Source organism: Lentzea alba (assembly GCF_047445655.1).
Taxonomy (GTDB): Bacteria; Actinomycetota; Actinomycetes; order Mycobacteriales; family Pseudonocardiaceae; genus Lentzea; species Lentzea alba_A.
Genome location: NZ_JAJAEG010000065.1, coordinates 1 through 24,730, shown reverse-complemented (window position 1 = coordinate 24,730; position 24,730 = coordinate 1). Strand labels below are relative to the sequence as shown.

Genomic DNA, 24,730 nt, shown 5'->3' with positions numbered 1-24,730 from the left:
GGGCCGGCCTGACGCGGCGGGCCAAGCGCCTGGTCGTGTTCGACGTCGACTCCACGCTCATCCAGGGCGAGGTGATCGAGATGCTGGCCGCGCACGTCGGGTGCGAGGAGCAGGTGCGCGAGATCACCGAGGCGGCGATGCGCGGCGAGCTGGACTTCGCCGAGTCGCTGCGGCGCCGGGTCGCGTTGTTGGAGGGCCTCGACGCGAAGGTGCTGGACGAGGTCGGCTCGAACCTGGAGCTCACGCCTGGCGCGCGCACGACGATCCGGACGTTGAAGCGCCTCGGCTTCTACTGCGGTGTCGTCTCCGGCGGGTTCACGTCGGTGATCACGGCCCTCGCCGACGAGCTGGAGCTGGACTTCTGCGCGGCGAACACGCTGGAGGTCGTCGACGGCAAGCTGACCGGCCAGGTCATCGGTGAGATCGTCGACCGGCCTGGCAAGGCGGTCGCGCTGAGGCGGTTCGCTTCCGAAGCCGGTGTCTCACTGGCGCAGTGCGTCGCGGTCGGTGACGGCGCGAACGACATCGACATGCTGGGCGCGGCCGGGCTGGGCATCGCGTTCAACGCCAAGCCGGCGCTGCGCGAGGTGGCCGACACCGCGCTGTCGCACCCGTTCCTGGACGCGGTGCTGTTCATCCTCGGCGTCACGCGCGCCGAGGTGGAGGCCGCGGACGCCGCGGACGGCCTGGAGCTGACCCGGCTGTGATGATTCTCGACCTGATCGCCTCCCGGAACTACGCGGAGGAGTCCGAAGTCCGCGCGATGCCGATGGTGTTGCGCATCGAACGTGTTGATCCGCCTGCACGGACGGCGTTGCTGGAGGCCGCGGCCGCTTCGGCGGTCGCGGTGTGCCTCGACCCGCGCGCCGACGTCGGCGGGGAGTGGCACGAGGCCGTGCGGGCGTGGGTGGCCGGGCGGATCCGCAAGGTGTCGCGGCGGGCCCGTGGCGTGCAGTGGGACGCCGTGCAGGAGCTGCCGGGCGTGACGATCACCGTGGACGGCGCGTCGGTGCGGTCGTTGCTGCCGGTTCTGGTGTCCGAGACACCGCGCGAGGTCGCGAAGCTGCAGATCTCCGGCTCCGACCTGCCCGTTGACGAGCCTGGGCCGGTGCCCGAGGGTGCGCGGTTGCTGTACGTGAACCCGCGGGTCGAGATGTCCGCGGGCAAGCTCGCGGCTCAGGTGGGGCACGCGTCGATGTTGCTGGCGCCGCACCTGTCCGAGGACGAGCTGAAGCTGTGGGCGTCGCTGGACTACCGGTGTGCCGTGCGGACACCGTCCGTGGCCGAGTGGGACTCGCTGATCCACCGCGGCGACGTCGTGGCAGTGCGGGACGCGGGTTTCACCGAGGTCGAACCGGGGACGACGACCGTACTCGCTGTTTGAGAACGGTCGAAACGGGTAAATCCCGGACTCGTGGGCTTCCTCGACGTGCTCGACGCCCGGCTCGGAGACGGGCTGGAGAACGTGCTGTGCTCCCATCACGCCCGAAGACTCCGGCGACTGGGGTGGGGCGAGGTGATGGACGGCGAGGGCACGGGGTGGTTCACCCCGCGCCGGACCGTCCAGCACGGCAACAAGATCGAGGTCCTGATCGACGGCTCGATCGCGTTTCCCGTGTTGGCGCAGGCGATCGAGAACGCGCAGAAGTACGTTCACATCGCGAACTGGCACGCGTCGCCGGACTTCCAGCTCACCCGCGAGCCCGGCGCACCGCAGCTGCGTGAGCTGCTTTCGGCTGCCGCGGAACGGGTTCCGGTGCGCGTGCTGCTGTGGGCGGGCCCGCCGTTCCCGTTCTTCGAGCCGACCCGCAAACGGGCGGAGGCGGCCAAGAAGGCGTTCCTGGAGTGCGGCGCGGTCCGGTGCGAGCTCGACGCACGCGAACGAACCCTGCACTGCCACCACGAGAAGATCGTGATCGTCGACGACGTGGCGTTCGTCGGCGGCCTCGACATGACCGCGGTGGAGGGCGACCGCCACGACTCGCCCGAGCACCCACCGCGCGACCTCGGCTGGCACGACCACGTGGCTCGGCTGGAAGGCCCGGTCGTGGCCGAGGTGGCGGCCCACTTCGCCGCGCGCTGGCTGGAGATCGCGGGGGAGACCCTGCCCGCGCCCGAGGTGCCGCCGGAGGCCGGGTCGTCGTCCGTGCAGCTGGTCCGCACGATTCCGGAGAAGACGTACGGGTTCGCGCCACACGGCGACTTCAGCCTGCTCGACTCGTACCTGCGGGCGTTGCGGTCCGCCAAGTCGTTGATCTACGTGGAGAACCAGTTCCTGTGGTCGCCGGAGATCACCGAGGTGCTCCTCGAGAAGCTGAAGCGACCGCCGACGCCGGAGTTCCGGATGGTGCTGTTGCTGCCGCAGAAGCCGAGCAACGGCGCCGACACCACCCGCGGCCAGCTCGGCCGGTTGCTCGACGCCGACTCCGAAGAGCGGCTGTTGGCTGCAACCCTTGTCGCACACGGCGATGCTCCGGTCTACGTACACGCCAAGCTGACCATTGTGGACGATCAGTGGCTCTCGGTCGGGTCCGCGAACCTCAACGAGCACTCGCTGTTCAACGACACCGAGGTCAACGTGGTGACCGATGACGCCGCCGTGGCCCGGTCCGTGCGGTTGCGGTTGTGGACGGAGCACCTCGGCACGGACGTGTCGGGTCCGGTGGACGAGGTGGTGGACACGATCTGGCGCCCCGCTCTGAAGGGGCGCTCGCGGGTGTCGGAGCTGCCAGGGGTGTCGCGGCGGGCCGGAAGGTTGCAAGGACCGTTACGTGGATTGCTGGTCGACGGCTGATCTCCGGGTCTAGGTTGGCGGCGTGGCCAACGAGGTGACGATCCCGCTGCTGCCGTGCGCCTCCATCGACGAGGTCGCCGAGTTCTACGTGATGCTCGGGTTCACGGTCACGTACCGGCAGTACCGGCCGAACGCGTACCTCTCGGTGCGGCGCGAGGAGATCAACCTCCACTTCTTCGGCATACCGGGCTACGAGGTCGAGCAGTCGTACAGCTCGTGCCTGATCCAGGTCGAAGATCCGCGGGAGCTGTACGAGGTGTTCGCGTCCGGTATGCGCGCGGTCTACGGGAAGGTGCTGACGGCCGGCATTCCGCGGATGACCAGGCCGCGCCGCGACGGGTTCCTGATGGTCGACCCCGGCGGCAACTGGATCAGGGTGGTGCCGGCGGTGCGGGAACGGGAGCCGGCGCGCAACGGGCTGACGCGGGCGTTGCGCAACGCGGTGACGCTGGCCGGGTCGCACGGGGCGGAGCGGCAGGCGTTGAAGATCCTCGAAGGGGCGTTGGTGCGGGAGGTGCACGCCTCGGAGGAGGAGCGGGCGGAGGCCCTGGACTTCCGCGACGAACTGCTTGAACGGCTTAATCTACATAGGTAGTATTGGTGGCGTGGAGCCACTGCAACGCATCGGCAAGGCCACCGTCGACGTGCTCGAGGTGCTGTTGGGCGCCGACGAGCCGCGCTGGGGTCTGGAGATCATCAAGCTCACCGGGCGGCCGTCTGGCAGCGTCTACCCGTTGCTGGACCGGCTGGAGCGGGCCGGCTGGGTCACGTCGTCGTGGGATGACGACGCGGAACGGCGCGGGCCGCGGCGGCGGGTGTACCGGCTGACACCTGACGGCGCGGTGGAGGCGCGGAAGGTGGTTGCTGCGCGGGCTGCGACGCCGCGCTTCGTTCCCAGGGCGGCGCAATGAAGATCGCGTTGTTGTTGGTGCGGTTCGCGGCCTGGGTCGTGGGTGATGACCGGTATCGCGAGCAGTGGGAAGCGGATGTTGTCGGGGCGCGCGAGCTCGGCATGTCGCCGTTGGGGGTGGCGTTCGGGGCTGTGCGCGCTGTCGTTGTCATGCCGTCGAAAGGAGCTGTTGTGGCTGGGATTGGGCCGTTGGGCATCGCGTTGAAGCGTGCTGGCACGCCGCGTGGGCAGGTGCTGGCGATCGCCGTGGTGTCGGCGTTGTTGTTGCTGGGTGGAGTGGTTCTGCTGTTCGCGTGAGCAAATAGCTCGGTGTCGTTCTGGAGGATCCGGGCTTAGCTTCGGGCGGTGGCGAACGAACTGACAATTCCGCTCCTGCCCTGTCCGGACATCGATGAGATCGCGTCGTTCTACGAGATGCTCGGCTTCGAGCGCACCTATCGGCAGACGCGGCCGAACCCGTACGTCGCGCTCAAACGGGAAGACCTCAACCTGCACTTCTTCGGGATGGAGGGCTACGACCCGGAGCAGTCGTACAGCACGTGCCTGGTCATCGTGCAGGACACCGCGGAGCTCTTCGAGGCGTTCGCGGCGGGGATGCGGTCTGTGCACGGGAAGTTGCTCATCTCCGGCATTCCGCGGATGACTCGGCCGCGGCTGCGCAACGACAGGTACACCGGATTCACCCTCGTCGACCCTGGCGGCAACTGGATCCGGATCAACAAGGCGGCGGCGGAGCCCGAGGCGACCACCAAGCTCGCCAAGGCCATGGAGAACGCGGCCCGGATGGCGGACGCGCACGGTGACGAGCGACAGGGGTTGAAGATCCTGGAAGGCGCGCTGAAGAAGGCCACCGGTGATGAGCCGGAGTTTCAGGCAGCCCAAGCCTTCCGCGACGAGCTCGTCGAACGGGTCACGGCGTCTGGGCCGCATCCAGTCGTTTGAGGGCGGCGCGGACCACCTCGGGGTCGTAGGTCGTCCAGAACGGGGGGAGTGAGGCCCTGAGGAAGCCGCCGTAACGGGCCGTGGCCAGCCGTGGGTCGAGGATGGCCACGACGCCCTTGTCCGACATCGACCGCAGCAGCCGGCCGGCGCCCTGAGCGAGCAGCAGGGCCGCGTGGGTCGCCGCGACCGTCAGAAAGCCGTTGCCCCCACGGGAGTTCACGGCTTTCTGGCGCGCGGAGGCCAGCGGGTCGTCCGGGCGCGGGAACGGGATCCGGTCCATGATCACGAGCTGCAGGCTGGGCCCTGGCACGTCCACGCCCTGCCACAGCGACAGCGTGCCGAACAGGCACGTGCGCTCGTCCTCGCTGAACTTCTTCACCAGCAGGCCGGTCGAGTCGTCGCCCTGGCAGAGGATCGGGTGGTCGAGCTTGTCCCGCAACGCTTCCGTGGCCGCCTTGGCCGCGCGCGTCGAGGAGAACAGGCCAAGAGCGCGCCCGCCCGCCGCGTTCACGAGCCCCTCGATCTCCTCGAGGTACTCCGGCGGCAGGCCGTCGCGACCCGGCTGCGGTAGATGCCTTGCCACGTAAAGGATGCCGCTCGACCCGTGCTGGAACGGTGAGCCGACGTCCAGACCGGTCCACTTCGGACCGTCGATGTCCTTGTCGGTCGCCGCGCCCTCGATCTTGCGGACCTTCTCCGACGGCGGCAGGCCCCACTGGCGCGCCATCGTGTCGAACGCGCCGCCGAGCGTGAGCGTCGCCGACGTCAACACGGTGGTGCGCTTGGCGAACAGTCGTTCGCGGAGAAGGCCGCCGACGCCGAGCGGGGCCACCCGGAGCGTCGGCGTCTTCTGGTTGAAGTCGCCCGACACCCACACGACGTCGCGCTCCTCGTCGAACGCTTCGAGGATGCGCACCGCGCAGTCGTGGACCTCCTCCAGCAACGCCAGCGCGAGCTTGCGCGCTGTCGCCCCGTCCGGGTCCTCCTTGCGTTCCGGCCCCATCGCCGACACGCAGTTGTGCGACGCGTCGCGGGTGGCCGCCAAAGCACCGGCCAGCGCGCGGGGAAGTGCGTCGAGCCGGCCCGCGGGCATGTCCTCCAGGATCATCGCCAGCCCGTCGCTGGCCTCGGCCAGCCTGTCCGCGATGTCCTGGTCGATCAGCCGGCCGCACCGGCGCGCGGCCATCGCGACGGACGCGCCGCTCAGCTCCTCCGTCGCCACCGACGTCACGCGGTCCACCAGGTCGTGCGCCTCGTCGATCACCACCACGTCGTGGTCCGGCAGAACCTGGTAGCCCTCCAACGCGTCGATGGCGAGCATCGCGTGGTTCGTGACCACGACATCCGCCTTGCCCGCCTCGGCCCGCGCCCGCTCCGCGAAGCAGTCCGCGCCGATCGGGCACTTCGACACGCCCAGGCACTCGCGCGCCGTGACGGACACCTGCCGCCACGCCTGCTCGCTCACGCCGGGCACCAGTTCGTCGCGGTCGCCGGTCTCGGTGTCCGACGACCACTCGTGCAGCCGCTTCACCTCACGCCCGAGCCGCGACACCGCGAACGGGTCGAACAACCCCGCGTCCTCCGGCTCGTCCGGCGCGCCGTTGTGCACGCGGTGCATGCACAGGTAGTTGCGCCGGCCCTTGAGGATCGCGAACGTGGGCTCCCGCCCGAGGTCTTTCTTCAACGCCTTGGCCAGCCGCGGCAGATCACGGTCCACCAGCTGACGCTGCAGGGCGATCGTGGCCGTCGAGATCACCACGGTCTCGTCCTCGGCCACCGCGTGCCGGATCGACGGAACCAGGTACGCCAGCGACTTGCCCGTGCCCGTGCCCGCCTGCACCGCGAGATGCTCACCCGTGCGGATCGAGTGGTCGACGGCCTCGGCCATCTCCACCTGACCAGGACGCTCCGCACCACCGACGGCGTGGACGGCGGACTCGAGCAGACTCAGGGTGGGGGGAACTTCAGGCACGAGACAGACCGTACCCGTCGGGTCCGACAGTCCCGGCAGACCCGCTCAGTCGGGAACGTCGGACCTGCACGAGTCGGCGGAACAAGTGCCGCACCCGGTGAGCCCGCAACCCGTCGTGGCTTCTCCCTCGCGCACGGCCAGCATCGCGACTGCCGTGGTGCTCAACCCCACCATCTCGACGACAGGCACACGACCGACTTTCCCCCTCAGCCCGTGCACCGCCACTGCCGTCACGGGATGCGCGAACGCCTGCTGCTCGGCTTGGATCCGAGCCTTCGCCCCAGCAGACGTCATCAGCCGCCCGGGATCGCGCGCCAGCATCGCGTACCCCACGAGGATGGCGAGCACCCCGGCCGCGACGAAGCCCCAGCGGAACTCCCCGATGACCCCGTAAAGCGCGATCGCGACACCCAGCAGGACCAGCCACGGATGCCACCGGAACCGCCGGTCGGGCTCTCTCTTGAGCAAGCCGCTGTCGAGCACATGTGTCCGTACGCGCGCAGCCTCAGCACTGGCCGTCGCCGCGCGCACGACATCGTGGATCCCGCGGCTGCCATCGCGCAGCGTGCCGAGGATCTGGGCCTCCAACGGCGTGGCGGCCACGGCGCCCTGGACCGGACTGACCCGCCCGTCCCGGCCGATCCGAACCGACCCGCCTTCGAGCAGCCTGACCAACGCGACCTCGGCGGCACGCGCGGGACCACCCGTCACGCAGCCCATCGCTTCGGCGTCAGTCGCCGCCACCACCGCCACACCCTCCGCCACAACCGCTGCTGCCCCCGTCACTGCCGGACGAGCAGCTGCTTCCCGACGAACACCCGCTGCCACAGCTGCTGCTGGACGAACTGTCGCGGTGCGCCACGAGCCCGAGCGTGCTGGGGTCCAGTCCGAACACCGCGGCCTGCGCACCCAGCCCGAGCACCGCGACGGCGACCATCCGGTAGCGCGGGTCGGACCGGTTCCGCTTCCGGATCACCTTGCCCTGCGCACGGTTCACGATCCGCAGCGCGGCCCTGGTCCTGAGCCGTCCGGGATCGCGCACGCTCAGCACGATGGCCCACAGCAGCGCCACCCCGCCGGCGGCGAAGATCATCCAGCGCTGAAGCCACGGCACGTGCTCCACAGCGAGTTCGAGGAGCTCGGGCGCGGCAAGGCTGACGAACCCCGCGATGAGCAGCACAGGCCCCAGGAAGAACAACCACGGGTACAGCCGCGGCCGCAGTGAACGGCGCCGCCTCAACAGCCCGCGCCCGACGAGATGCGCGCGCAGTCCGTCCGCCTCGGGGGAGGACGCCGCGCTGTGCCGGACGTCCAGCAGGGTGCGCCGGCCTCCGCGCAGGCCGTTCAGGATCTGAGCTTCCAACGGGGTCGCGGGACCGCGGCCGGGCTGGTGGACGGCGGTCACCACGCCCTCGCGCGAGATCCGGATCAGCCCGGCGTCGAGCAGCCGGGCCAGGGCGACCTCGGTGGCGCGGATCGGACCGCCGGCGAGGCAGCCCAGCTCCTCCGGGGTGGTATGCGTGGTCACGCGGATTTCTCGGCCGCGGACCCCAGGTCGTTACGCGAGGGTCCGCTAGCGGCGGCGAACCACTGCCCAGGTCGCCGGCAGCACACCCGCGGCCAGCGCGATCTTCAGCGCGTCACCGAGCAGGAACGGCAGCACGCCAACGGAAACGGCCTTCCCGAGCGACATCCCGGTCGCCGCCATCAGCCACGGCACACCGACGGCGTAGATCGCGAGGTTGCCCAGCGCCATCGTGCCCACGGTCCGCAACGGCGTGCGGTCACCGCCACGGCTCGCAAGAGCACCCACGAGAGCGCCCGCGAACACGAAGCCCACGACGTAGCCCAGCGACACAGGTGCACCCGACGAACCGCCCTGGAACCACGGCACTCCGGCGACGCCCGCGATCAAGTACAGGAGCATCGAGGTCGCGCCACGCTGCCAGCCCAGCGCGGCACCGACGAGCAGCGCGGCGAACGTCTGGCCGGTCAACGGCACGGGGCTGCCCGGGATGGGCAGCGCCACCTGGGCGGCGAGGCCGGTGAACGCGGCGCCTGCCAGCACCAGGGTCAGGTCGCGTACCAACGAGCCCGGCACGAAGTCGGCGAGCACGGTGCGACGAGGCGCGAGTGCGAGAGTCACGGTCCCTCCCAGGCGGAATCGAGAGGAACTGAGGTTAACCAGGGAAACTCGGGAACGTCTTTGTTCGATCTCTACAAAGTGACCGGTTACACATCGAGCGCGACCTTGCCCGCCACCCGCTCCTCGTTGCGCCTGGTCTTGGTCCAGCCGTTGTTGCCGCGCACCAAGCGGATCAGCGCACGCCACGACGTGATGTAGAAGGTGTAGATGTACAACGCGTAACCGAACCCGTACCCGATGCTCTTCCAGAAGCCGACCGGGACACAGCGCGCGCGATAGACCGGTCCCCACAAGACGAACGGCAACAGCCCGAACGCGCCGTATACGGTGAACAGGATCCAAGCGCCGTCGTAGAACCACGCCACGACCTCAGAGGGCGACACGACGAACCGGTAGGCCATGAGCGCCATCGGGATCGGGTAGATCACGGTGCCGAGCAACTGCATCCACGGCTGCGCGAGGTAGTACATCATCTCGGCGGCACCCAACGTCGTCAGGTGCTCGGAGTCCCAGATCCGCCGCAGATAGCGCATGCACTGCATGGTTCCCTGACCCCACCGCGTGCGTTGGGCCAAGAACCGGCGCAACGAGTACAAAGCCTCCTGGTTCACGTGGGTGTCCAACGTGAAACCGGTGTGCCAGCCCGCTGTCAGCAGGTGCACGCCGAGCTCGAAGTCCTCCAGCAACGACCCGCGCCAGGGGCTGCCGGTCGGCCCGGCGATCGAGTCCAAAGCGGACAGCCGGGTGAACTGGCCGTTGCCGCCCATGGAGATCGTGCCGGTGGCGCCGCGCGACATCTGGATCGCCGCGATGGCCGTGCGGAACTCCAGGTCCTGCATCCGCACCAGCCCGGCACCGAACGCACGGCGCCACCGGGAGACCCCCGGCTGCCGCTGACCCGCGTTGATCATCCGCACGTCCACCTGCACGGCGCCGATCCGCGGATTGCCGAAAAGATGAGCAGCCGCACAGACTTCCAGGCAGTTCGGCGCGGGACGACCGTCGGCGTCCACCACCACGACGATGGCACGGTCGGTGTCCGCGCGTCGACCCATCCACAGCTTCAACGTCCGGTAGGCGTCGTTCAGCGCGTTGCCCTTGCCGGTGCGGGCGTATGGGCGTTGGCGCTGCACGAGGTGGATGTGGGTGTCCCGCACACCGCCGTTGCGCTTCAACGTCCGCACGACGCCGGCGGTGCGGTCGTCGGAGTCGTCGTCGATGACCCACACGTGCGCGATGGGGAAGGTGCCCCGCAGATACCGGATCGTGTCGCCGATGACCGCCTCTTCGTCGCGGCACGGCACGAAGAAGTGCCACTCCAACGACTCGGGCACACCGACGGGTGCAGGTTTGCGCCGCAGGTACGGCACCACGATCACGAACACGTACGTCACGAAGGCGACGCTCATCGTCAGAGCGAGCGCCTGCGTGAACCCGAGGACGAGGTCGAGGCTCACTTGCGCGTGGCCAGCCAGACGAACGCCACCAGAGCGGCCGCGCCACCGAACACGCTCACCATCGAACCCAGCAGCGTGTGGCCCCAGTAGTAGCCGGTGTCGACGCCCAGCCAGTCCACCAGGCCCACCAGCGTGAGCACGCGGAACTGGTTGACGATCACGACCGCCAGCGCGGCGATCCCGAGCGCGAACAGCACGCGCGACTGGATGCGCGGGCGCAACGCGATCATCACGGCGCCCACGACGATCAACGGCAGCACCAGGAACGCGGACGTGCACTCAGGCGTCATCCGCAGGCCCAGCGGAGTGTCCGAGCCGAGTCCGAAGTAGACGGTCTGGCGTTCGGGGATCACGTCCACCCCGTAAGAGCTGATGACGCTCAGAATCGCGCCGGACAGCGAGATCTCCGCCGTGCGGTACAGGCGGTGTGCGAAGAGAAGACCCGCTGCGAGGGCGAGCAGGACGACCACCGTCACCCGGCTCGGGAATGCGGTGCGGCGCACGGCAAGCGTCACCCGAGGATCCTTTCCACCGATTGAGGGAGCGCCCAGACGGGCTACCTGACGTTCCATCGGTAGACGCAACGTCAGCCCTCACCCCCGGATCGGGTGACGCCGTAACCGGAAATTGATCAAAAAACCCACGATGAGTGGTCCGCATTGGGCGAGTTGGGTGGTCGTGTCGCCCGATACGGGGAGTAACCCTCAGTTCCCTCGAAAGAAAGCCGATGCCGGTAATTGCCCCCGGAAAGCGTGAACCAGGTTGGTTCGAGCGCGCCCTGGGGCCGGAGGAATCAAGGGAAGGAGTTTCATGCGTGTCCGAATGACGGGACTGGCCGGAGTCATCGCGATTGCCGCACTCCTGGTCGGTGCCGCACCTGCTTCGGCCGCTCCGGGGGACGCCTCGGCTTACGGTGCGAGGCTCAACGTGACGCTGCTCGGCAACCCGGCGGTCAACGCCGAACCGTTCGCCGCTGCCAACGCGAACGGGCCGACCCAGAACACGTTCGCCGGCGTTGACCTGACCGGGATTCTGAAGACCGGTGTGATCAACGCTTCCGCGTCGCGGGACGAGAAGTCCGGCGGCGTCTACTCGCGGGCGAGCACCGCGGACGTCCGGGTCGACCTGCTCTCCAAGGTCACCGGCAAGATCTCCGCCGAGCTGGTGGAGGCGGAGTGCCAGGCGACCCAGAAGGGTCTGGCCGGCAAGTCCAAGCTCGCGGGCGTGAACCTCGGCAAGCTCGGCCAGGTCAACGCAGACCCGGCGGCCAACACCGTGCTCAACGTGGAGCTTGCCGGGATCAAGATCGCTGAAGTGATCTTGAACGAGCAGATCAAGAACAACGACGGCAGCCTCACCGTGAACGCGATTCACATCAAGCTGCTGCAGGGCAAGCTGGGCTCCATCGGCACGGGCGACGTGATCATCTCGTCTGCCACGTGCGGTCCCGCCGGCCTGCCCATCCCGATGGCGTCGGGTGCGGGCCTGTGGATCGGCCTCGGCCTGCTCGGTGTCGTCGCCGCTCCGGTCGCCTTCGTGGCGCTGCGCCGCCGCGCGTCTCTGAACGCGGCCTGACCCAGGAGCTGCAGATGTACAAGGTCCCCGGTACCGGCATCGGTGTCGGCACGGGTGTCGGAGCCCTCGCGGTCACCGGCGCGAACGTGACGTGGTGGATCGTCGCGGGAATCGTCCTCCTGCTCGTGGGCGCGTTCCTGATGCACAGCACGCGCAAGAAGCGCGTCCCGGCCACCGCGAAATCCAGACCGAACCGAGCTGGCTGATATGGCCCGCCTGGGGTTGCCCCCGGTCCCAGGCGGGTCTCCCGGTCTCCCCGAGAGGACAACGGTGAGCAAAGAAGTTCTGCTGGTTGCCGGCACACGGCCCGAAGCAGTGAAGATCGCCCCGGTCGCCATCGCGCTGCGGGGGCATCCCGGCCTCCGCCCGACGATCGTCCACAGCGGACAGCACTCGGGCATGGTCGAGCAGGCGCTGAGCGCGTTCGACCTGGTCCCCGACGTGCGGCTGGACGTGCCCAGGATCAACGGCACGCAGGCCGAGCTGGTCTCCCGCCTGTTGCCCGAGTTCGACGCCGTGCTGGGGGAACGTGACCCCGCCGTCACGCTCGTGCAGGGCGACACCACCACGACGCTGGCCGCGGCGCTTGCCTCCTTCTGGCGCGGAATCCCCGTGGCGCATCTCGAAGCCGGTCTGCGGACCGGCGACCTCTACGGCCCGTTCCCCGAGGAGGGGAACCGGCAGATGATCTCCCGCATCACCTCGCTGCACCTCGCGCCGACCGACGACGCGGCCAACGCGTTGAACACGGAGTCCTTGCCGGACAGTCACATCGTCGTCACCGGCAACACCGTCGTGGACGCCGTGCAGCGCGTCGCGTCCGCCGACCTCCCCGCGTCCAGCCCGGATCTCGTTGCCCTGGAACGGACTCTGGACGCCACCGGTGGCCGGCTCATGCTCGTCACGGTGCACCGCCGCGAGTCGTGGGGCCGCCCGTTGATGCGCGTGCTGAACGCCGTGCGCTCGATCGCCGACCGCCACCCCGACGTGCACGTGCTGATCCCCGCGCACCCGAACCCCGGTGTGCGCGAACAGGTCGTCTCGCTGCTGGGCGGCCACGAGCGGGTCGTCATCACCGATCCGCTGGACTACCCGGACCTCGTGCGGGTGTTGCGCCGCGCGGCCCTCGTGCTGACGGATTCCGGTGGCATCCAGGAGGAGGCGCCGACGTTCGGCGTGCCGGTGCTGGTGCTGCGCGAGACCACCGAACGCATGCTCGCCGTCGACGCCGGGTGCGCCTGGCTCGTCGGCACCGACACCACCCGCATCCTCGCCGAAGCGGGCTGGGTGCTCGGCTCCCGGCTGCGGCTTCCCCTGGGGCGCAACCCCTTCGGCGACGGGCGTGCCGCCGTGCGGGTGTGTTCCGCGCTGGAGAGGCTGGCGGGCCTGCCGACGGCTCTGCCGCGCCGGGAGCCGTTCGCCACGCTGGCGGGTGTGCGGTGAAACGTGCGGAACGGGGGTGGTGGGCCGGGCTGCGCAGGTTGAACGGATTGCCCACGCGACCACCGCGCCGCTGAAGAAGACGCTGAAACAACGCTGAATTGTTTTCGTGACTGACAGCTCGCCTGTCACTCGGTCGGGTAATTGCGAATTCACGAACGGGTGACATGGGGTGCCGAGCTGTCATCAGCACACCGCGTCCCAACCATTATCGGGCGGGAGGAAATCGAGCAACGAGGGGAGCGGTGATGAGACGCATCGGAGTGTTGTCCGGAGTCGTGGTCGCACTGCTGCTCACCGCTGTCACGCCGGCGTCCGCCACGCCCGCGGGGAACGCGCAGGTGGGCAGGGCGAACTTCACGAGGACCGGGCAGCCCGCGGTGGTCGTCTCGCCCCTGGCCTCCTGCGACGTGAACCCGGACGTGGCGGGCACCGTCACCGGTTCCGCTCCGGCCGTCAGCAGGCCCGGCGTCAAGTTCGGGTCCAGCACGGCGACGTGCACGACGACGGTGGTCAGCGAACCCGACTGGGTCACCACGACCAGGTCAGAGGCCAAGGGCACCGGCTTCGAGCTGTCCGCGCTCGTCGCCCAGGGCGGGCCGCGGCTGAGGATCGCCAGCTGGACGATCACCTGCGAGGCCACCCAGACCGGCACGAACGCCGGGTGGACGTTGGGCGGGGTGTCCGGCTTCTCCGGGCTGCCGCAGCAGATCCCGCACGGCTACGTGCACGACGTGAAGAAGCCGGACGGCACGGTGCTCGCCAAGGTGAAGTTCAGCGAGGCGATCTTCCCGGTGCCCAACGACGGCAGCATCACGATGCACCTGGCCAGGCTCACCTTCGAGCCCGCCTCCGGTCACCGCGGCGAGATCGGCATCGGCTCGACCGCCTGCTCCCCGACTCCGTAGACGCCTGAGAGGATCGAAGTGCAGAAGAGTTTGCTCGCAGGGGCCGTGGTCGCGCTGGCAGTGGCGACCGCGGCGCCCGCGTTCGCCACGAACCCACCTGGTACCGCGAGCTCCGGCTCCGCCGACTTCGCCAAGGCGGACCAGACGTTCAAGGTCGAGCCGCTGGCCGTGTGCAACGTGAACCCGGAAGCGGCGGGCACGATCACCGGATCCAGCCCGGCCGTGAGCAAGAGCGGGCTCAAGATCGGTGAGACGTCGTCGACGTGCACGACCGAGGTCGTGAACCCGGACGAGTTCACCACCAAGACGAAGTCCGTGGCCACGGGCAAGGCTTTCGAGCTGTCCGCGCTCGTCGGCAAGAACGGGCCGCGACTCAAGATCGGCGAGTGGAAGATCAACTGCGACGCGACCGAGACCGGCACGAGCGCCGGCTGGGAGCTCAAGGGCATGTCCGGCTGGACCGGGCTGCCGCAGAACATCCCGTCCGGGTACGTGCACGAGATCAAGTCGAGCGCCGGCGTGGTGCTCGCCAAGGCCAAGTTCACCGACACGGTGTTCCCGGTGCCGAACGACGGCAGCATCGCGATGACGCTGCTGAAGATCACGTTCGAGCAGGCGTCCGGCTACACCGGCAGCATCACCGTCGGCACGACCGCCTGCTCTCCCACGCCCTAAGCGATACCGACACCCGCGGCGCGCAGCTCACCGAGAGCGGCGTCGCGGGTGTTCTCGGCTACGGCCGCGGTCAGGTCAACGAGGACCGTCGTGCGGAACCCGTTGCGCTGTGCGTCCAACGCCGTCGCGCGGACGCAGTGGTCGGTCGCGATGCCGACGACGTCCACATCGGTCACGCCCTTGTCGGTCAGCCACCCCGCGAGGTCGTTCTCCGCCTCGAAACCCGAGTACGCGGCGGCGAACCGGCCCTTGGAGAAGACCTCCTCGACCCGTGCGACGTTCAGCTCCGGGTGGAACGACGCGCCGGGCGTCCCGGCCACGCAGTGCGCGGGCCAGGTGTCGACGTAGTCCGGCGTCTCGGAGAAGTGCGCACCCGGATCCACGTGGTAGTCCCGAGTCGCCACTACGTGGTCGTACGACGACGTGGCGATGTGCTGCGAGATGGCCGCCGCAACGGCCGCACCACCCGCGACGGCCAGAGAACCGCCTTCGCAGAAGTCGTTCTGCACGTCGACGACGATCAAAGCCTTGGTCATGTCAGCCCTCCAGGTAGATCGTCGGGATCGCGGGCTCACCGCGCGAGAGCTTGAGGCCCTCCCACGGCACGCTCACCAGCGCCGCGCGCAGGCGTTCGCGGCTCTGCTCCAGCGTGGGGAGGTCGGGGGAGACCTGTCCAGCGCTCATCAACGGGATCTGCACGAGCTTGTCGTACGCGCCGAGCTCCGGTTCGGCGGACGCCTGGAACACGACCTCCTCCAGCGCCGTGCCGGTGTCCTTGTGCCGCCGCAGCGCCTTCTTCCAGCCGCCGCGCGACTGCTTGGACGTGCTGCGCTTCTCGACGTGCCTGCCGTCGACCTCGACCAGCTTGTAGACCATGCCCGCGGTCGGGGCGCCGGAACCGGTCACGACGGACGTGCCGACGCCGTACGCGTCCACGGGTTCGGCCCGCAGCGCGGCGATCGAGTACTCGTCGAGGTCGCTGGACACGACGATCCTGGTGTTGCGGGCACCCAGCGAGTCGAGCAGGTCGCGCGCCTGCCTGGCCATCACGCCGAGGTCACCCGAGTCGATCCGGATCGCGCCGAGGTCGGGCCCCGCCACCGCGACGGCGGTCTTGATGCCCTCGGTGATGTCGTAGGTGTCGACCAGCAGCGTCGTGCCGACTCCGAGAGCCTCGATCTGGCTGCGGAACGCCTCTTCCTCGCTGTCGTGCAGCAACGTGAACGCGTGCGCGCACGTGCCCGCCGTCGGAATGCCGTGCCGGCGCCCGGCTTCCAGGTTCGAGGTCGCGGTGAAGCCCGCCAGGTAGGACGCGCGAGCGCACGCCACAGCGGCTTCCTCGTGCGTGCGGCGCGAACCCATCTCGATCATCCGCCGGCCGTTCGCCGCGGTGACCATGCGGGCGGCTGCGGACGCGATCGCGCTGTCGTGGTTGAGGATCGAGAGCACGAGCGTCTCCAGCACGACGCCCTCCGCGAACGACGCGCGCACCGTGAGGATCGGCGAGCCGGGGAAGTACAGCTCGCCCTCGGGATAGCCGTCGATCTCACCGGTGAACCGGTAGTTCGCGAGCCACTCCAGCGTCGCGTCGTCCACGACGGCGTTGCGGCGCAGCTGGTCGATCTCCTCCTCGCCGAAGCGGAAGTTCTCGATCGCGTCCAGCAGCCGGTTCACACCGGCGACCACGCCGTAGCGGCGGCCGTCGGGGAGCCTGCGGGCGAAGACCTCGAACACGCACGGACGGTCACCGGTGCCGTCACGCAGCGCGGCCGCGAGCATGGTCAGCTCGTAGTGGTCTGTCAGCAACGCCGTCGAGTTCATGGTCACCAACCCTAAGGTCGCATCCGGTTTAGCCGCATGCGGTCTCCGCCACTGCGGCGAACATGACACCATTGGCGGTATGACCACGCCCGTCGAACAGGAGCGGACGCAGCCGGAGGCCGTCGGCGAGGAGATCGCCGCCGAGGACCGACCGTGGCAGACCGTGGTCTGGAACGACCCGGTAAACCTCATGTCCTACGTGACGTACGTGTTCCAGAAGCTGTTCGGGTTCAGCAGGGACAAGGCGACCAAGCTGATGCTCGACGTGCACCACAAGGGCAAGGCGATCGTGACATCGGGCACCAAGGACAAGGTGGAGGCCGACGTGGCGAAACTCCACGCGGCAGGGCTCTGGGCGACCATGCAGCGGGCCTCGTGAAGCGGTGGATCCGCGACGGTGACGTCGTCATCGGGAGACTCGACCGCCAGGAGGCCGCAGTCGTGCGAGGTCTGGTCAGCCAGATCCAGGACATGCTGCTCGCCCGCGCCGAGGAAGCGCCCCAGGACGAGCTCGCCGAGCTGACCGGCATCAGGACAGGGCCGTCGGAAGCACCCGACGATCCGATCCTGGGCCGTCTGTTGCCCGACTTTCATCGTTTGGACGACGACGCACCGGACCCCGACGAGGTCAACTCGGCGGCGGCGCTGCGCTCGTTGCACGAACCGGAGCTTCTGGACCACAAGACGGGTGCGGCCGAGATCGTGCTGCAGACCTGCTCGCCCGACGGCGGCGAGATCCGGCTCTCGATCGGCGAGGCCGAGGCGTGGCTGGCGTCGCTGAACGACGTGCGCCTCGCGCTGGGCACCGCGCTCGACGTCACCGAGGACATGCCGGACGAGCTGCCGCCGGAGGACCCCAGATCCCCGCACCTCGGCGTGTACCACTGGCTCACCTGGGTGCAGGACACGCTGGTCGAAGCGATGATGCCGTGATTCCCGGCGTCCTCGTCGGGCATCACCACCGCGTTGAGCCTGGTTGGGCCACTGGCACCACGGTTGTGCTGGTGCCTGCCGGTGCCGTCGGCGCTGTCGACGGCCGTGGAGGCGCGCCTGGGACTCGCGAAACAGACCTGCTGGACCCGTCGAACCTGGTGCAGCAGGTGCACGCTGTGTGTTTGTCCGGCGGCTCTGCTTACGGGCTGGCGGCCGCGGACGGCGTGATGCGCTGGCTGTCAGAGCGCTCGATCGGTTTTCAGGTCGGCCCGCAGCCGCACCACGTCGTGCCGATCGTGCCGGGCGCGGTGATCTTCGACCTGCCGATGTCGGAGTGGGGCAACCGGCCGGACGCGTCGTTCGGTTACGCGGCCTGTTCTGCGGCCTCCTCGACTTTCGAGCTGGGCTGTGTCGGCGCGGGTGCCGGTGCGCGGGTCGGGTCGTTGAAGGGCGGCGTCGGCACTGCCACCACGAAGGTCGGGGACCACAGCGTCGGGGCTCTCGCCGTGGTGAACGCGGCCGGTGAAGTCGTCGACCGCACAACGGGTCTGCCGTGGCTGCCGTCGCTCGGGACCTCGTCCGTCGCGCTCCCGGACCGCAAGCCGGACGGCCTCAACACGACCATCGGCGTGGTCGCGGTGGACGCGGATCTGTCCAAAGCGGAGTGCCGGCGGATCGCGATGGCGGCACAGGACGGTCTGGCGCGCGCGGTCCGGCCCGCTCACTCGATGTTCGACGGCGACACGGTGTTCGCCCTGGCCACAGGCACGGTGCCGCTGCCGGAGCCGCGGGTGTTCGCGTTGGACGCGTTGTGCACGGCCGCTGCGGAGGTCTTCGCCGACGCCGTGGTGTCCGGTGCGCGCGAGGCGACGACGCTGAACGGTGTGACGGCGTTCCGCGACCTCTAGGCGTTGTCGATGTAGGCCTTGAACCTGTCGAGGCCGCGTTCGGACTCCTCCTGCAGCACGTTGGTGATCCTGCGGTTGAAGAGCCTCAGCGGGAGCGGCACCCGGATCTCGTTCTCGCACACCATCAACGTGTGCTGGTCGTCGATCGCGGAGTAGCGGTTGGTGATCGTGTGCACCATTCCGCGTGATTCGTAGCGGGATGTCCGTTCGTCGGCGGTCGCGGCGAGCACGGTCTCCTCGAACTTGAACTTCCGGTACGTCAGGGTGGCGGTGGAGCCGGCGGCGCCAGGCGTGTCGCTGTGCTGGGTGATGCTGACGAGCTCGGGCTGCCAGTGGTGCAGGTGCTCCGGGTCGGACGTCAGGACCCGCACGCGTTCGATCGGCTGGTTGAGCACGATCTCCTTGGTGAACCGCATCGGGCCAGGTTAAACCAGGTGCGCGGGGTGTTATCTCGCATACCGAGACAACTTCCGCCAGCCCGTAGGATTGAGCACGTGCTGGTGATTCGCCGTGACCTGGTGGACGCGATGGTGACCCACGCGCGCCGCGACCACCCCGACGAGGCGTGCGGAGTGATCGCGGGCCCGTACGGGTCCGATCGCCCTGAGCGCTTCATCGAGATGGAGAACGCGGAGCGGTCGCCCACGTTCTACCGGTTCGACGCCGCCGAGCAGCTCAAGGTGTGGCGCGAGATGGACGCGAACGACGAGGTGCCGGTGGTCATCTACCACTCGCACACCGCTACCGAGGCGTACCCGTCGCGCACCGACATCTCGTTCGCGGGCGAGCCGGAAGCGCACTACGTGCTGGTCTCCACGCGTGACCCGATCGAGCACGAGCTGCGGTCGTACCGCATCGTCGACGGTGTCGTGACCGAGGAACCGGTCAAGATCATCGAGTCCTGAGATACGTTTCCCCGGAGGTAGAACCACCATGGCCGTCACCGTGTCGATCCCGACCATCCTGCGCACCCACACCGGGGGCGAGAAGTCGGTGTCCGCCACCGGCGCCACGCTCGCCGAGGTCATCGACGACCTGGAGAACAACCACGGCGGCCTCAAGGCCCGCCTGGTCAAGGAAGGTGCGCTGCACCGCTTCGTCAACGTCTACGTCAACGACGAGGACGTGCGCTTCGCCGGTGGCCTGGAGGCCGCGGTGAAGGACGGCGACAACGTCACCATCCTCCCGGCCGTCGCGGGCGGCTGATCTTCACCATGGCCCGCTACGACTCGCTCCTGGACGCGCTCGGCGGGACGCCGCTGGTGGGCCTGCCGCGCCTGTCGCCGTCCGAGAACGTGCGCATCTGGGCGAAGCTCGAGGACCGCAACCCGACCGGCTCGATCAAGGACCGGCCCGCGCTGGCCATGATCGAGGCGGCGGAGCGGGACGGCATCCTGCGTCCCGGCGCGACGATCCTGGAGCCGACGTCCGGCAACACCGGCATCTCGCTCGCCATGGCCGCGAAGCTCAAGGGCTACGGCCTGGTGTGCGTGATGCCGGAGAACACCTCGACCGAGCGGCGTCAGCTGCTGCAGGCCTACGGCGCGCGCATCGTGTTCTCGCCGGCCGCCGGAGGGTCGAACCAGGCCGTCGCCACGGCCAAGGAGCTCGCCAAGCAGAACCCGGACTGGATCATGCTCTACCAGTACGGGAACCCGGCGAACGCCGAGGCGCACTTCCGCGGCACCGGTCCGGAGATCCTCGCGGACCTGCCGACGATCACGCACTTCGTGGCAGGTCTGGGCACCACCGGCACGCTGGTCGGCGTCGGGCGGTTCCTGCGCGAGGCCAAGCCGGACGTGCAGATCATCGCCGCCGAACCGCGGTACGGCGAGCTGGTCTACGGGCTGCGGAACCTGGACGAAGGCTTCGTGCCGGAGCTGTACGACGAGTCGGTGCTGACCGGGCGGTACTCGGTCGGTTCCTACGACGCGTTGCGCCGCACCCGGCAGCTGCTGGAGTCCGAGGGCATCTTCGCCGGCATCTCGACGGGCGCGATCCTGCACGCCGCGCTGGCCGTGGCGCAGAAGGCCGAGGTCGCGGGGAAGACCGCCGACATCGTGTTCATCGTGGCGGACGCGGGGTGGAAGTACCTGTCCACCGGCGCCTACGCCGGAACGCTGGACGAGGCGGCCGCCAAGCTCGACGGCCACCTCTGGGCGTGACAAAAGGCCCTGCTTTTACAGGGCACCCTTCCAGGCGTGATCTTCACTCATGTTGCATCCCCCCAGATGCTCATCAACTGACGTTGAGATCATAGCCTGCAAGGGTGCCCAAGAGCAGCGAATATTTGTGGTCTAACCGTTGAAGGCGACGCCCGGCAGACCGGTCCCGATCCCGGGAAGCACGAGCACCGAGCCGTTCAGCTGCCGTTCCATCAACGCCTGGTCGGACAGACCCGAGCGCGCCGACGTGACGTAGAGGTCGGTGAAGTCCTGACCGCCGAAGCAGCACGCGGTCGGGTTGTCCACCGGCAACGCGATCTCGCGGTCCAGCTCACCGGACGGCGTGTAGCGGCGCACGGCGTGCCCGCCCCACAACGCGACCCAGATGCAGCCGTCGGCGTCCACGGTGAGGCCGTCGGGCCAGCCGTCGGTGTGGCCGACGTGGGTGAGCGGGCGGCGGTTCGCGACGGTGCCTGCGGCGTTGTCGAAGTCCAGCACGTCGATGCGGCGGGTCGGGGTGTCGATGTAGTACATCAGCGTGCCGTCGGGGCTCCAGCCGACGCCGTTGCTGGTGTTCACCTTGTCCACCATGACCTTCGCGCTGCCCTCGCCGGTGACCCTGGCGAGCCAGCCCTCGTCGGCGGCCTGGTCGTACCGCATCGTGCCGGCCCACAGGCGACCGGACGGGTCGACGCCGGCGTCGTTGCCGCGCACGCCCTCGCGCGCCCAGTAGACGAGCCACGACTTGGTGCCGTCGCGGTCGATCAGCGCGATGCCGTCACGCAGGTTGCAGACGATGCCGCCCTGCGCACGCGGCTTGGCGGCGCCGACGTGTTGCGGCACCACGAGCACGGCATCGTCGTCACGTGAGGGCGCGTAGCGGTGCACCTCGGACGCCAAGATGTCCACCCACAGCAAGGTGGAGCTGCTGTGGTCCCACGTCGGCCCTTCGCCGAGTTGGGCCGAGATGCGCACCGCTACTTCGATCGACACCGCTGCAGCTTATGGGCACGTACTCTGGACGTGTGGACCGCACCGCCCTCGCGAAACGGGTCATCCCGCCGCATCCCGTGCTGTCGTTGGTCGTCGTGTTCGGGTTCGTCGGCTTCCTCTACGTGGTCGAGGCGTTCGACACTGCGACCGGTGGCTCGCTGGAGGGCGACGGCGTCCGGCCGCGCGACTTCAGCGAGTGGGACAACCTGCTGTGGATGCCGTTGATCCACGGCGACTGGAGCCACCTCACCGGCAACGCGGTTCCGTTGCTGCTGCTCGGGTTCCTCGCGACCTCGGGCGGGCTCAAGCAGTTCTTCCAGATCACCGCGGTCATCTGGCTGACGTCGGCGCTGGGCGTGTGGGTGTTCGGCAGCCCCGGCAGCCACATCGGAGCGTCCGGGCTGGTGTTCGGGTTCCTGGCGTTCCTGCTCGTGCGCGGGATCTTCGCGCGGTCGTGGCTGCAGCTGCTGATCGCGGTCGGCGTCTTCGCGCTGTACGGCGCCGCGTTGTGGGGCGTGCTGCCCGGACAGCCCGGTGTGTCGTGGGAAGGCCACCTGTTCGGCGCAATCGGTGGCGTGCTGGCCGCGTGGGGTGTGTCCAGGGACAACCGCGCGCGCAGCACACCGGCTACATTCACGGCGTGACGATCGGGATCATGGACTCGGGCGTCGGCGGCCTGACGGTCGCCCGAGCGATCATGGACCAGCTGCCCGGCGAGTCGATCCACTACATCGGCGACACCGCTCATGGGCCCTACGGGCCGCTTCCCATTGCCCAGGCGCGCAAGCACGCGTTGGAGATCTGCGACCAGCTCGTGGACGAGGGCGCGAAGATGCTCGTCATCGCGTGCAACACCGCGTCCGCCGCGTGCTTCCGCGACGCCCGTGAACGCTACGACGTGCCTGTGGTGGAGGTGATCCTGCCCGCGGTGCGCCGTGCCGTGACGACGACCCACACCGGACGGATCGGCGTGATCGCCACGCTCGGCACGATCAACTCGCACGCCTACCAGGACGCGTTCCAGGCGGCGCGCGACGTGACGGTGACGGCGGCGGCGTGTCCCCGGTTCGTCGACTTCGTGGAACGCGGCATCACGTCCGGGCGGCAGGTGCTCGGGCTGGCGCAGGCGTACTTGGAGCCGTTGCAACGTGCTCAGGTCGACACCGTGGTGCTGGGCTGCACGCACTACCCGTTGCTGACGGGCGTGATCCAGATCGTCATGGGGGAGTCCGTGACGCTGGTGTCGAGTGCCGAGGAAACCGTGAAGGACGTCGTGCGCTTGCTGACCGAACGCGACGAGTTCGCTTCGGACCCACCCGTCCACCGGGTGACGTGCACTGGTCCGCCCGAGCGATTCGCGAAGCTGGCGGCCCGGTTCCTGCCTACCTTTGAGCAATGGGGCTGACGTGCTGCTGACCGTGCTGGGCTGCTCCGGCAGCATTCCCGGACCTGGCGCGGCGGCGTCGGGTTACCTCCTGGAGTCCGACGGCTTCACGTTGGTGCTGGAGTTCGGCAACGGGGTGCTGTCGCGGTTCCAGGAAGAGCGTCCGCTGTTCTCGATGGACGCGCTCGTGTTGTCGCATCTGCATCCCGACCACTGCATCGACGTGTCCTCGCTCTACGTGGCGCGGAAGTACCACCCGGTGCCGCCTGCCGCGGTGTTGCCGGTCTACGCGCCCGCGGAGGCGCATTCGCGGTTCGTCGCGGCCTATGCGCCGAACGCGGCCGAGCGTTCGGCGTTGGACTTCTCGGACGTGTTCGAGTTTCACCCTTTGGGCTCTGCCGTCCAAATCGGACCGTTCACTGTGGACTCTGCTGTGGTCTCGCACCCTTGCGAGGCCTACGGGTTCCGCATCTCCTGCGGCGGGGCCTCCCTGGCCTACACCGGCGACAGCGGCCCGTGCGCGGCGCTGGACAGGCTGGCGTCGGGCGTCGACGTGCTGCTGAGCGAGGCGAGCTGGACGCACGCCCCGGACCGGCAGCCCGGCCTGCACATGTCCGGGCGCGAGGCGGGCGAACTGGCCGCGCGTGCGGGCGCGCGAAGGCTGTTGATCACGCACGTGCCGCCGTGGACGTCGCGGGAGGACGTGCTGAAGGAGGCCCAGGCGGTGTTCGACGGGCCGAGTGAGCTGGTCGTAGAGGGCGGCCGGTACGAGGTGGTGGGGGAGAGCCCATGATCGAGATCGAGCGCGTCGGCGAGCACGAGTTCGAGGCGACGAACGGGCGCGGCGCGTCCGTGCGGATCGGCCGCAAGGGCCAGGAGGGCTCGTTCAGCCCGGTAGAACTGCTGGTCGCGGCCGCGGCGGGCTGCGCGATGGTGACCGCGGAAACGCTGATCCTGCGCCGCACCGGCGGCGATCAGCTGTCGGCGGTCGCGGACGCGATCCAGTCCGAGAGCGGCAACGAGGTGATCTCCATCCCGGTGACGCTCTCGTACGACCTGTCCGCCGTGGACGACCCGGAGGCGCTCGAAACCCTCGTCCGTCGCGCCGTCGAGCAGTTCTGCACGGTCACGCGAACGCTGAAGCAGTCGGCGACGGCGCCTCTTCAGCTGCCGACGCCGCTCCAAACGGCCTCCGAACCGCTGTGACCGGTCCGCACGGTCTGCACCGTCGTCCCGACCGCGAGCAGCACGACCAGCACGGACACCACGACTGAGATCACCCGCCACGTCTTCGTGGTGGGCGCCTCCGCCTGTCGTTCCCGATCCGCGAGCCGCCCCGCGACCAGCAACGCGATCACCGCAACGCCGAACCCGAGCGCGATGGGCAGCAACGTGGTGCCGAGGTCGGCGTGCGTCTGGATGAGGGGGTTCGGCCCGACCCGGCTTTCGAGCGAGGCCTGCAGGTCCTCACCGGCCTGCTTGGCCACGGGAACGGCCGCGACCCCGGCCAGGGTGACCCCGAGAACAGGCCAGGCGTACTTGCGCCGCCAGCTCGGGACCAGCGCGATCGCGATGGAACTGACCGCCGCAAGGGGCAGCAGCACGACCACCGCGTGCACGAGCAACGGGTGAAGCGGAATACCGTCGATCGTCAGCATGTCTCTCCATAAGCTTGTTGATGTTCAGGACGGGATGTTCTGAATGCCC

General features: G+C 69.1%; 33 protein-coding genes. 22 read left to right on the top strand and 11 right to left on the bottom strand.

Annotated features, from left to right (window positions below):
- From serB to LFM09_RS48885, 7 genes are all read left to right on the top strand, one after another.
- Positions 1 to 707, top strand: a 707-nt coding sequence (serB, locus tag LFM09_RS48915) for a phosphoserine phosphatase SerB (RefSeq protein ID WP_414103515.1), incomplete at its 5' end; no start/stop codon positions are given.
- Positions 707 to 1,384 (top strand): peptidyl-tRNA hydrolase, encoded by a 678-nt coding sequence (locus LFM09_RS48910; protein WP_414103521.1) that lies wholly within the window; start codon positions 707 to 709, stop codon positions 1,382 to 1,384. The genes serB and LFM09_RS48910, both read left to right, overlap by 1 nt.
- A 30-nt stretch (positions 1,385 to 1,414) precedes the next feature.
- Entirely contained in the window at positions 1,415 to 2,794 is a 1,380-nt protein-coding gene (locus tag LFM09_RS48905; protein WP_414103514.1) for a phospholipase D-like domain-containing protein, read from the top strand.
- A 22-nt stretch (positions 2,795 to 2,816) separates the two neighbouring features.
- On the top strand, positions 2,817 to 3,389 hold the full coding sequence (locus LFM09_RS48900) for a hypothetical protein (protein WP_414103513.1): 573 nt from the start codon (positions 2,817 to 2,819) through the stop codon (positions 3,387 to 3,389).
- Positions 3,390 to 3,399: 10 nt separating this feature from the next.
- Entirely contained in the window at positions 3,400 to 3,705 is a 306-nt protein-coding gene (locus tag LFM09_RS48895) for a PadR family transcriptional regulator (protein ID WP_414103512.1), read from the top strand.
- The gene (locus tag LFM09_RS48890; protein ID WP_414103511.1) at positions 3,702 to 4,001 is read left to right on the top strand and encodes a hypothetical protein; all 300 of its coding nucleotides are present in this window, start codon (positions 3,702 to 3,704) and stop codon (positions 3,999 to 4,001) included. Before LFM09_RS48895 ends, LFM09_RS48890 begins: the two co-directional genes overlap by 4 nt.
- A 48-nt stretch (positions 4,002 to 4,049) precedes the next feature.
- Positions 4,050 to 4,646: a hypothetical protein gene (locus LFM09_RS48885; protein WP_414103510.1), complete on the top strand. Its 597-nt coding sequence runs from the start codon at positions 4,050 to 4,052 to the stop codon at positions 4,644 to 4,646.
- On the opposite strand, the gene LFM09_RS48880 is transcribed toward LFM09_RS48885, so the two are convergent.
- From LFM09_RS48880 to xrtP, 6 genes are all read right to left on the bottom strand, one after another.
- Positions 4,615 to 6,534: an ATP-dependent DNA helicase gene (locus LFM09_RS48880; RefSeq protein ID WP_414103520.1), complete on the bottom strand. Its 1,920-nt coding sequence runs from the start codon at positions 6,532 to 6,534 to the stop codon at positions 4,615 to 4,617. The two genes, LFM09_RS48885 and LFM09_RS48880, sit on opposite strands and share 32 nt — an antisense overlap.
- A 129-nt stretch (positions 6,535 to 6,663) precedes the next feature.
- Positions 6,664 to 7,404: a TIGR04222 domain-containing membrane protein gene (locus LFM09_RS48875; RefSeq protein ID WP_414103509.1), complete on the bottom strand. Its 741-nt coding sequence runs from the start codon at positions 7,402 to 7,404 to the stop codon at positions 6,664 to 6,666.
- Positions 7,349 to 8,146, bottom strand: coding sequence for a TIGR04222 domain-containing membrane protein (locus LFM09_RS48870; protein ID WP_414103508.1), 798 nt, complete (start codon positions 8,144 to 8,146; stop codon positions 7,349 to 7,351). Before LFM09_RS48870 ends, LFM09_RS48875 begins: the two co-directional genes overlap by 56 nt.
- Before the next feature lie 45 nt (positions 8,147 to 8,191).
- Positions 8,192 to 8,764: a biotin transporter BioY gene (locus LFM09_RS48865; RefSeq protein ID WP_414103507.1), complete on the bottom strand. Its 573-nt coding sequence runs from the start codon at positions 8,762 to 8,764 to the stop codon at positions 8,192 to 8,194.
- Positions 8,765 to 8,850: 86 nt separating this feature from the next.
- Positions 8,851 to 10,173 (bottom strand): glycosyltransferase, encoded by a 1,323-nt coding sequence (locus LFM09_RS48860; RefSeq protein WP_414103519.1) that lies wholly within the window; start codon positions 10,171 to 10,173, stop codon positions 8,851 to 8,853.
- A 44-nt stretch (positions 10,174 to 10,217) separates the two neighbouring features.
- The gene (gene xrtP, locus LFM09_RS48855) at positions 10,218 to 10,736 is read right to left on the bottom strand and encodes an exosortase P (RefSeq protein WP_414103506.1); all 519 of its coding nucleotides are present in this window, start codon (positions 10,734 to 10,736) and stop codon (positions 10,218 to 10,220) included.
- Positions 10,737 to 11,031: 295 nt separating this feature from the next.
- Here xrtP and LFM09_RS48850 point away from each other — a divergent pair, with 295 nt between their 5' ends.
- From LFM09_RS48850 to LFM09_RS48830, 5 genes are all read left to right on the top strand, one after another.
- A complete protein-coding gene (locus LFM09_RS48850) occupies positions 11,032 to 11,796 on the top strand; it encodes a choice-of-anchor P family protein (RefSeq protein WP_414103505.1) in 765 nt (254 codons plus the stop codon).
- A 14-nt stretch (positions 11,797 to 11,810) separates the two neighbouring features.
- The gene (locus tag LFM09_RS48845) at positions 11,811 to 12,002 is read left to right on the top strand and encodes an LPXTG cell wall anchor domain-containing protein (protein ID WP_414103504.1); all 192 of its coding nucleotides are present in this window, start codon (positions 11,811 to 11,813) and stop codon (positions 12,000 to 12,002) included.
- Between the two features lie 64 nt (positions 12,003 to 12,066).
- On the top strand, positions 12,067 to 13,239 hold the full coding sequence (wecB, locus tag LFM09_RS48840; protein ID WP_414103503.1) for a non-hydrolyzing UDP-N-acetylglucosamine 2-epimerase: 1,173 nt from the start codon (positions 12,067 to 12,069) through the stop codon (positions 13,237 to 13,239).
- A 245-nt stretch (positions 13,240 to 13,484) separates the two neighbouring features.
- Positions 13,485 to 14,144, top strand: a complete 660-nt coding sequence (locus LFM09_RS48835; RefSeq protein WP_414103502.1) for a hypothetical protein — start codon at positions 13,485 to 13,487, stop codon at positions 14,142 to 14,144.
- Positions 14,145 to 14,162: 18 nt separating this feature from the next.
- Positions 14,163 to 14,819, top strand: coding sequence for a hypothetical protein (locus tag LFM09_RS48830; RefSeq protein WP_414103501.1), 657 nt, complete (start codon positions 14,163 to 14,165; stop codon positions 14,817 to 14,819).
- On the opposite strand, the gene LFM09_RS48825 is transcribed toward LFM09_RS48830, so the two are convergent.
- Together LFM09_RS48825 and LFM09_RS48820 are read right to left on the bottom strand one after the other, a co-directional pair.
- Positions 14,816 to 15,355, bottom strand: a complete 540-nt coding sequence (locus LFM09_RS48825) for an isochorismatase family protein (protein ID WP_414103500.1) — start codon at positions 15,353 to 15,355, stop codon at positions 14,816 to 14,818. The genes LFM09_RS48830 and LFM09_RS48825 overlap by 4 nt on opposite strands.
- A gap of 1 nt (position 15,356) precedes the next feature.
- On the bottom strand, positions 15,357 to 16,640 hold the full coding sequence (locus LFM09_RS48820; protein ID WP_414103518.1) for a nicotinate phosphoribosyltransferase: 1,284 nt from the start codon (positions 16,638 to 16,640) through the stop codon (positions 15,357 to 15,359).
- Between the two features lie 79 nt (positions 16,641 to 16,719).
- Here LFM09_RS48820 and clpS point away from each other — a divergent pair, with 79 nt between their 5' ends.
- From clpS to LFM09_RS48805, 3 genes are read left to right on the top strand one after another with little or no spacing between them, the layout of a single operon-like run.
- The gene (gene clpS / locus LFM09_RS48815; protein ID WP_045310228.1) at positions 16,720 to 17,019 is read left to right on the top strand and encodes an ATP-dependent Clp protease adapter ClpS; all 300 of its coding nucleotides are present in this window, start codon (positions 16,720 to 16,722) and stop codon (positions 17,017 to 17,019) included.
- Positions 17,016 to 17,573 carry a DUF2017 domain-containing protein gene (locus LFM09_RS48810; RefSeq protein ID WP_204764322.1) on the top strand — a complete coding sequence of 186 codons (558 nt, stop codon included), beginning with the start codon at positions 17,016 to 17,018 and terminating at the stop codon, positions 17,571 to 17,573. The genes clpS and LFM09_RS48810 overlap by 4 nt, the downstream gene beginning before the upstream one ends.
- Positions 17,534 to 18,481, top strand: coding sequence for a P1 family peptidase (locus LFM09_RS48805; RefSeq protein ID WP_414103517.1), 948 nt, complete (start codon positions 17,534 to 17,536; stop codon positions 18,479 to 18,481). Before LFM09_RS48810 ends, LFM09_RS48805 begins: the two co-directional genes overlap by 40 nt.
- Here the strand turns inward: LFM09_RS48805 and LFM09_RS48800 are convergent.
- Complete coding sequence (locus tag LFM09_RS48800; protein ID WP_414103499.1) at positions 18,478 to 18,897, bottom strand: SRPBCC family protein; 420 nt, start codon at positions 18,895 to 18,897, stop codon at positions 18,478 to 18,480. The genes LFM09_RS48805 and LFM09_RS48800 overlap by 4 nt on opposite strands.
- A 78-nt stretch (positions 18,898 to 18,975) precedes the next feature.
- On the opposite strand from LFM09_RS48800, the gene LFM09_RS48795 reads away from it, so the two are divergent.
- From LFM09_RS48795 to LFM09_RS48785, 3 genes are read left to right on the top strand one after another with little or no spacing between them, the layout of a single operon-like run.
- Positions 18,976 to 19,386 carry a Mov34/MPN/PAD-1 family protein gene (locus LFM09_RS48795; RefSeq protein WP_414103498.1) on the top strand — a complete coding sequence of 137 codons (411 nt, stop codon included), beginning with the start codon at positions 18,976 to 18,978 and terminating at the stop codon, positions 19,384 to 19,386.
- 28 nt (positions 19,387 to 19,414) lie between these two features.
- The gene (locus LFM09_RS48790) at positions 19,415 to 19,687 is read left to right on the top strand and encodes a MoaD/ThiS family protein (RefSeq protein ID WP_065914125.1); all 273 of its coding nucleotides are present in this window, start codon (positions 19,415 to 19,417) and stop codon (positions 19,685 to 19,687) included.
- Positions 19,688 to 19,695: 8 nt separating this feature from the next.
- Positions 19,696 to 20,646, top strand: coding sequence for a PLP-dependent cysteine synthase family protein (locus tag LFM09_RS48785; RefSeq protein WP_414103497.1), 951 nt, complete (start codon positions 19,696 to 19,698; stop codon positions 20,644 to 20,646).
- Positions 20,647 to 20,778: 132 nt separating this feature from the next.
- On the opposite strand, the gene LFM09_RS48780 is transcribed toward LFM09_RS48785, so the two are convergent.
- Positions 20,779 to 21,639 carry an SMP-30/gluconolactonase/LRE family protein gene (locus LFM09_RS48780; protein ID WP_414103496.1) on the bottom strand — a complete coding sequence of 287 codons (861 nt, stop codon included), beginning with the start codon at positions 21,637 to 21,639 and terminating at the stop codon, positions 20,779 to 20,781.
- 32 nt (positions 21,640 to 21,671) lie between these two features.
- Between LFM09_RS48780 and LFM09_RS48775 the strand changes: the two genes are divergently transcribed.
- Genes LFM09_RS48775 through LFM09_RS48760 form a run of 4 tightly spaced genes read left to right on the top strand, consistent with a single transcriptional unit; the run spans position 21,672 to position 24,229 of the window.
- The gene (locus tag LFM09_RS48775) at positions 21,672 to 22,283 is read left to right on the top strand and encodes a rhomboid family intramembrane serine protease (protein ID WP_414103495.1); all 612 of its coding nucleotides are present in this window, start codon (positions 21,672 to 21,674) and stop codon (positions 22,281 to 22,283) included.
- A gap of 11 nt (positions 22,284 to 22,294) precedes the next feature.
- The gene (gene murI / locus LFM09_RS48770; RefSeq protein WP_414103516.1) at positions 22,295 to 23,044 is read left to right on the top strand and encodes a glutamate racemase; all 750 of its coding nucleotides are present in this window, start codon (positions 22,295 to 22,297) and stop codon (positions 23,042 to 23,044) included.
- A gap of 1 nt (position 23,045) precedes the next feature.
- A complete protein-coding gene (locus LFM09_RS48765; RefSeq protein ID WP_414103494.1) occupies positions 23,046 to 23,816 on the top strand; it encodes an MBL fold metallo-hydrolase in 771 nt (256 codons plus the stop codon).
- The gene (locus LFM09_RS48760; RefSeq protein WP_414103493.1) at positions 23,813 to 24,229 is read left to right on the top strand and encodes an OsmC family protein; all 417 of its coding nucleotides are present in this window, start codon (positions 23,813 to 23,815) and stop codon (positions 24,227 to 24,229) included. The genes LFM09_RS48765 and LFM09_RS48760 overlap by 4 nt, the downstream gene beginning before the upstream one ends.
- Here LFM09_RS48760 and LFM09_RS48755 read toward each other — a convergent pair.
- On the bottom strand, positions 24,187 to 24,681 hold the full coding sequence (locus LFM09_RS48755; RefSeq protein ID WP_414103492.1) for a DUF2231 domain-containing protein: 495 nt from the start codon (positions 24,679 to 24,681) through the stop codon (positions 24,187 to 24,189). The two genes, LFM09_RS48760 and LFM09_RS48755, sit on opposite strands and share 43 nt — an antisense overlap.
- Positions 24,682 to 24,730 lie beyond the last annotated feature (49 nt).

What these genes read in the sequence shown, in the direction of transcription:
- LFM09_RS48910 (WP_414103521.1), top strand. Translation starts at nt 707, where the DNA reads ATGATTCTCGACCTGATCGCCTCCCGGAACTACGCGGAGGAGTCCGAA.
- LFM09_RS48890 (WP_414103511.1), top strand. Translation starts at nt 3,702, where the DNA reads ATGAAGATCGCGTTGTTGTTGGTGCGGTTCGCGGCCTGGGTCGTGGGT.
- LFM09_RS48880 (WP_414103520.1), bottom strand. Translation starts at nt 6,534, where the DNA reads ATGGCCGAGGCCGTCGACCACTCGATCCGCACGGGTGAGCATCTCGCG.
- LFM09_RS48860 (WP_414103519.1), bottom strand. Translation starts at nt 10,173, where the DNA reads ATGAGCGTCGCCTTCGTGACGTACGTGTTCGTGATCGTGGTGCCGTAC.
- LFM09_RS48850 (WP_414103505.1), top strand. Translation starts at nt 11,032, where the DNA reads ATGCGTGTCCGAATGACGGGACTGGCCGGAGTCATCGCGATTGCCGCA.
- LFM09_RS48845 (WP_414103504.1), top strand. Translation starts at nt 11,811, where the DNA reads ATGTACAAGGTCCCCGGTACCGGCATCGGTGTCGGCACGGGTGTCGGA.
- LFM09_RS48835 (WP_414103502.1), top strand. Translation starts at nt 13,485, where the DNA reads ATGAGACGCATCGGAGTGTTGTCCGGAGTCGTGGTCGCACTGCTGCTC.
- LFM09_RS48825 (WP_414103500.1), bottom strand. Translation starts at nt 15,355, where the DNA reads ATGACCAAGGCTTTGATCGTCGTCGACGTGCAGAACGACTTCTGCGAA.
- LFM09_RS48820 (WP_414103518.1), bottom strand. Translation starts at nt 16,640, where the DNA reads ATGAACTCGACGGCGTTGCTGACAGACCACTACGAGCTGACCATGCTC.
- clpS (WP_045310228.1), top strand. Translation starts at nt 16,720, where the DNA reads ATGACCACGCCCGTCGAACAGGAGCGGACGCAGCCGGAGGCCGTCGGC.
- LFM09_RS48800 (WP_414103499.1), bottom strand. Translation starts at nt 18,897, where the DNA reads ATGCGGTTCACCAAGGAGATCGTGCTCAACCAGCCGATCGAACGCGTG.
- LFM09_RS48790 (WP_065914125.1), top strand. Translation starts at nt 19,415, where the DNA reads ATGGCCGTCACCGTGTCGATCCCGACCATCCTGCGCACCCACACCGGG.
- LFM09_RS48785 (WP_414103497.1), top strand. Translation starts at nt 19,696, where the DNA reads ATGGCCCGCTACGACTCGCTCCTGGACGCGCTCGGCGGGACGCCGCTG.
- murI (WP_414103516.1), top strand. Translation starts at nt 22,295, where the DNA reads ATGGACTCGGGCGTCGGCGGCCTGACGGTCGCCCGAGCGATCATGGAC.
- LFM09_RS48760 (WP_414103493.1), top strand. Translation starts at nt 23,813, where the DNA reads ATGATCGAGATCGAGCGCGTCGGCGAGCACGAGTTCGAGGCGACGAAC.
- LFM09_RS48755 (WP_414103492.1), bottom strand. Translation starts at nt 24,681, where the DNA reads ATGCTGACGATCGACGGTATTCCGCTTCACCCGTTGCTCGTGCACGCG.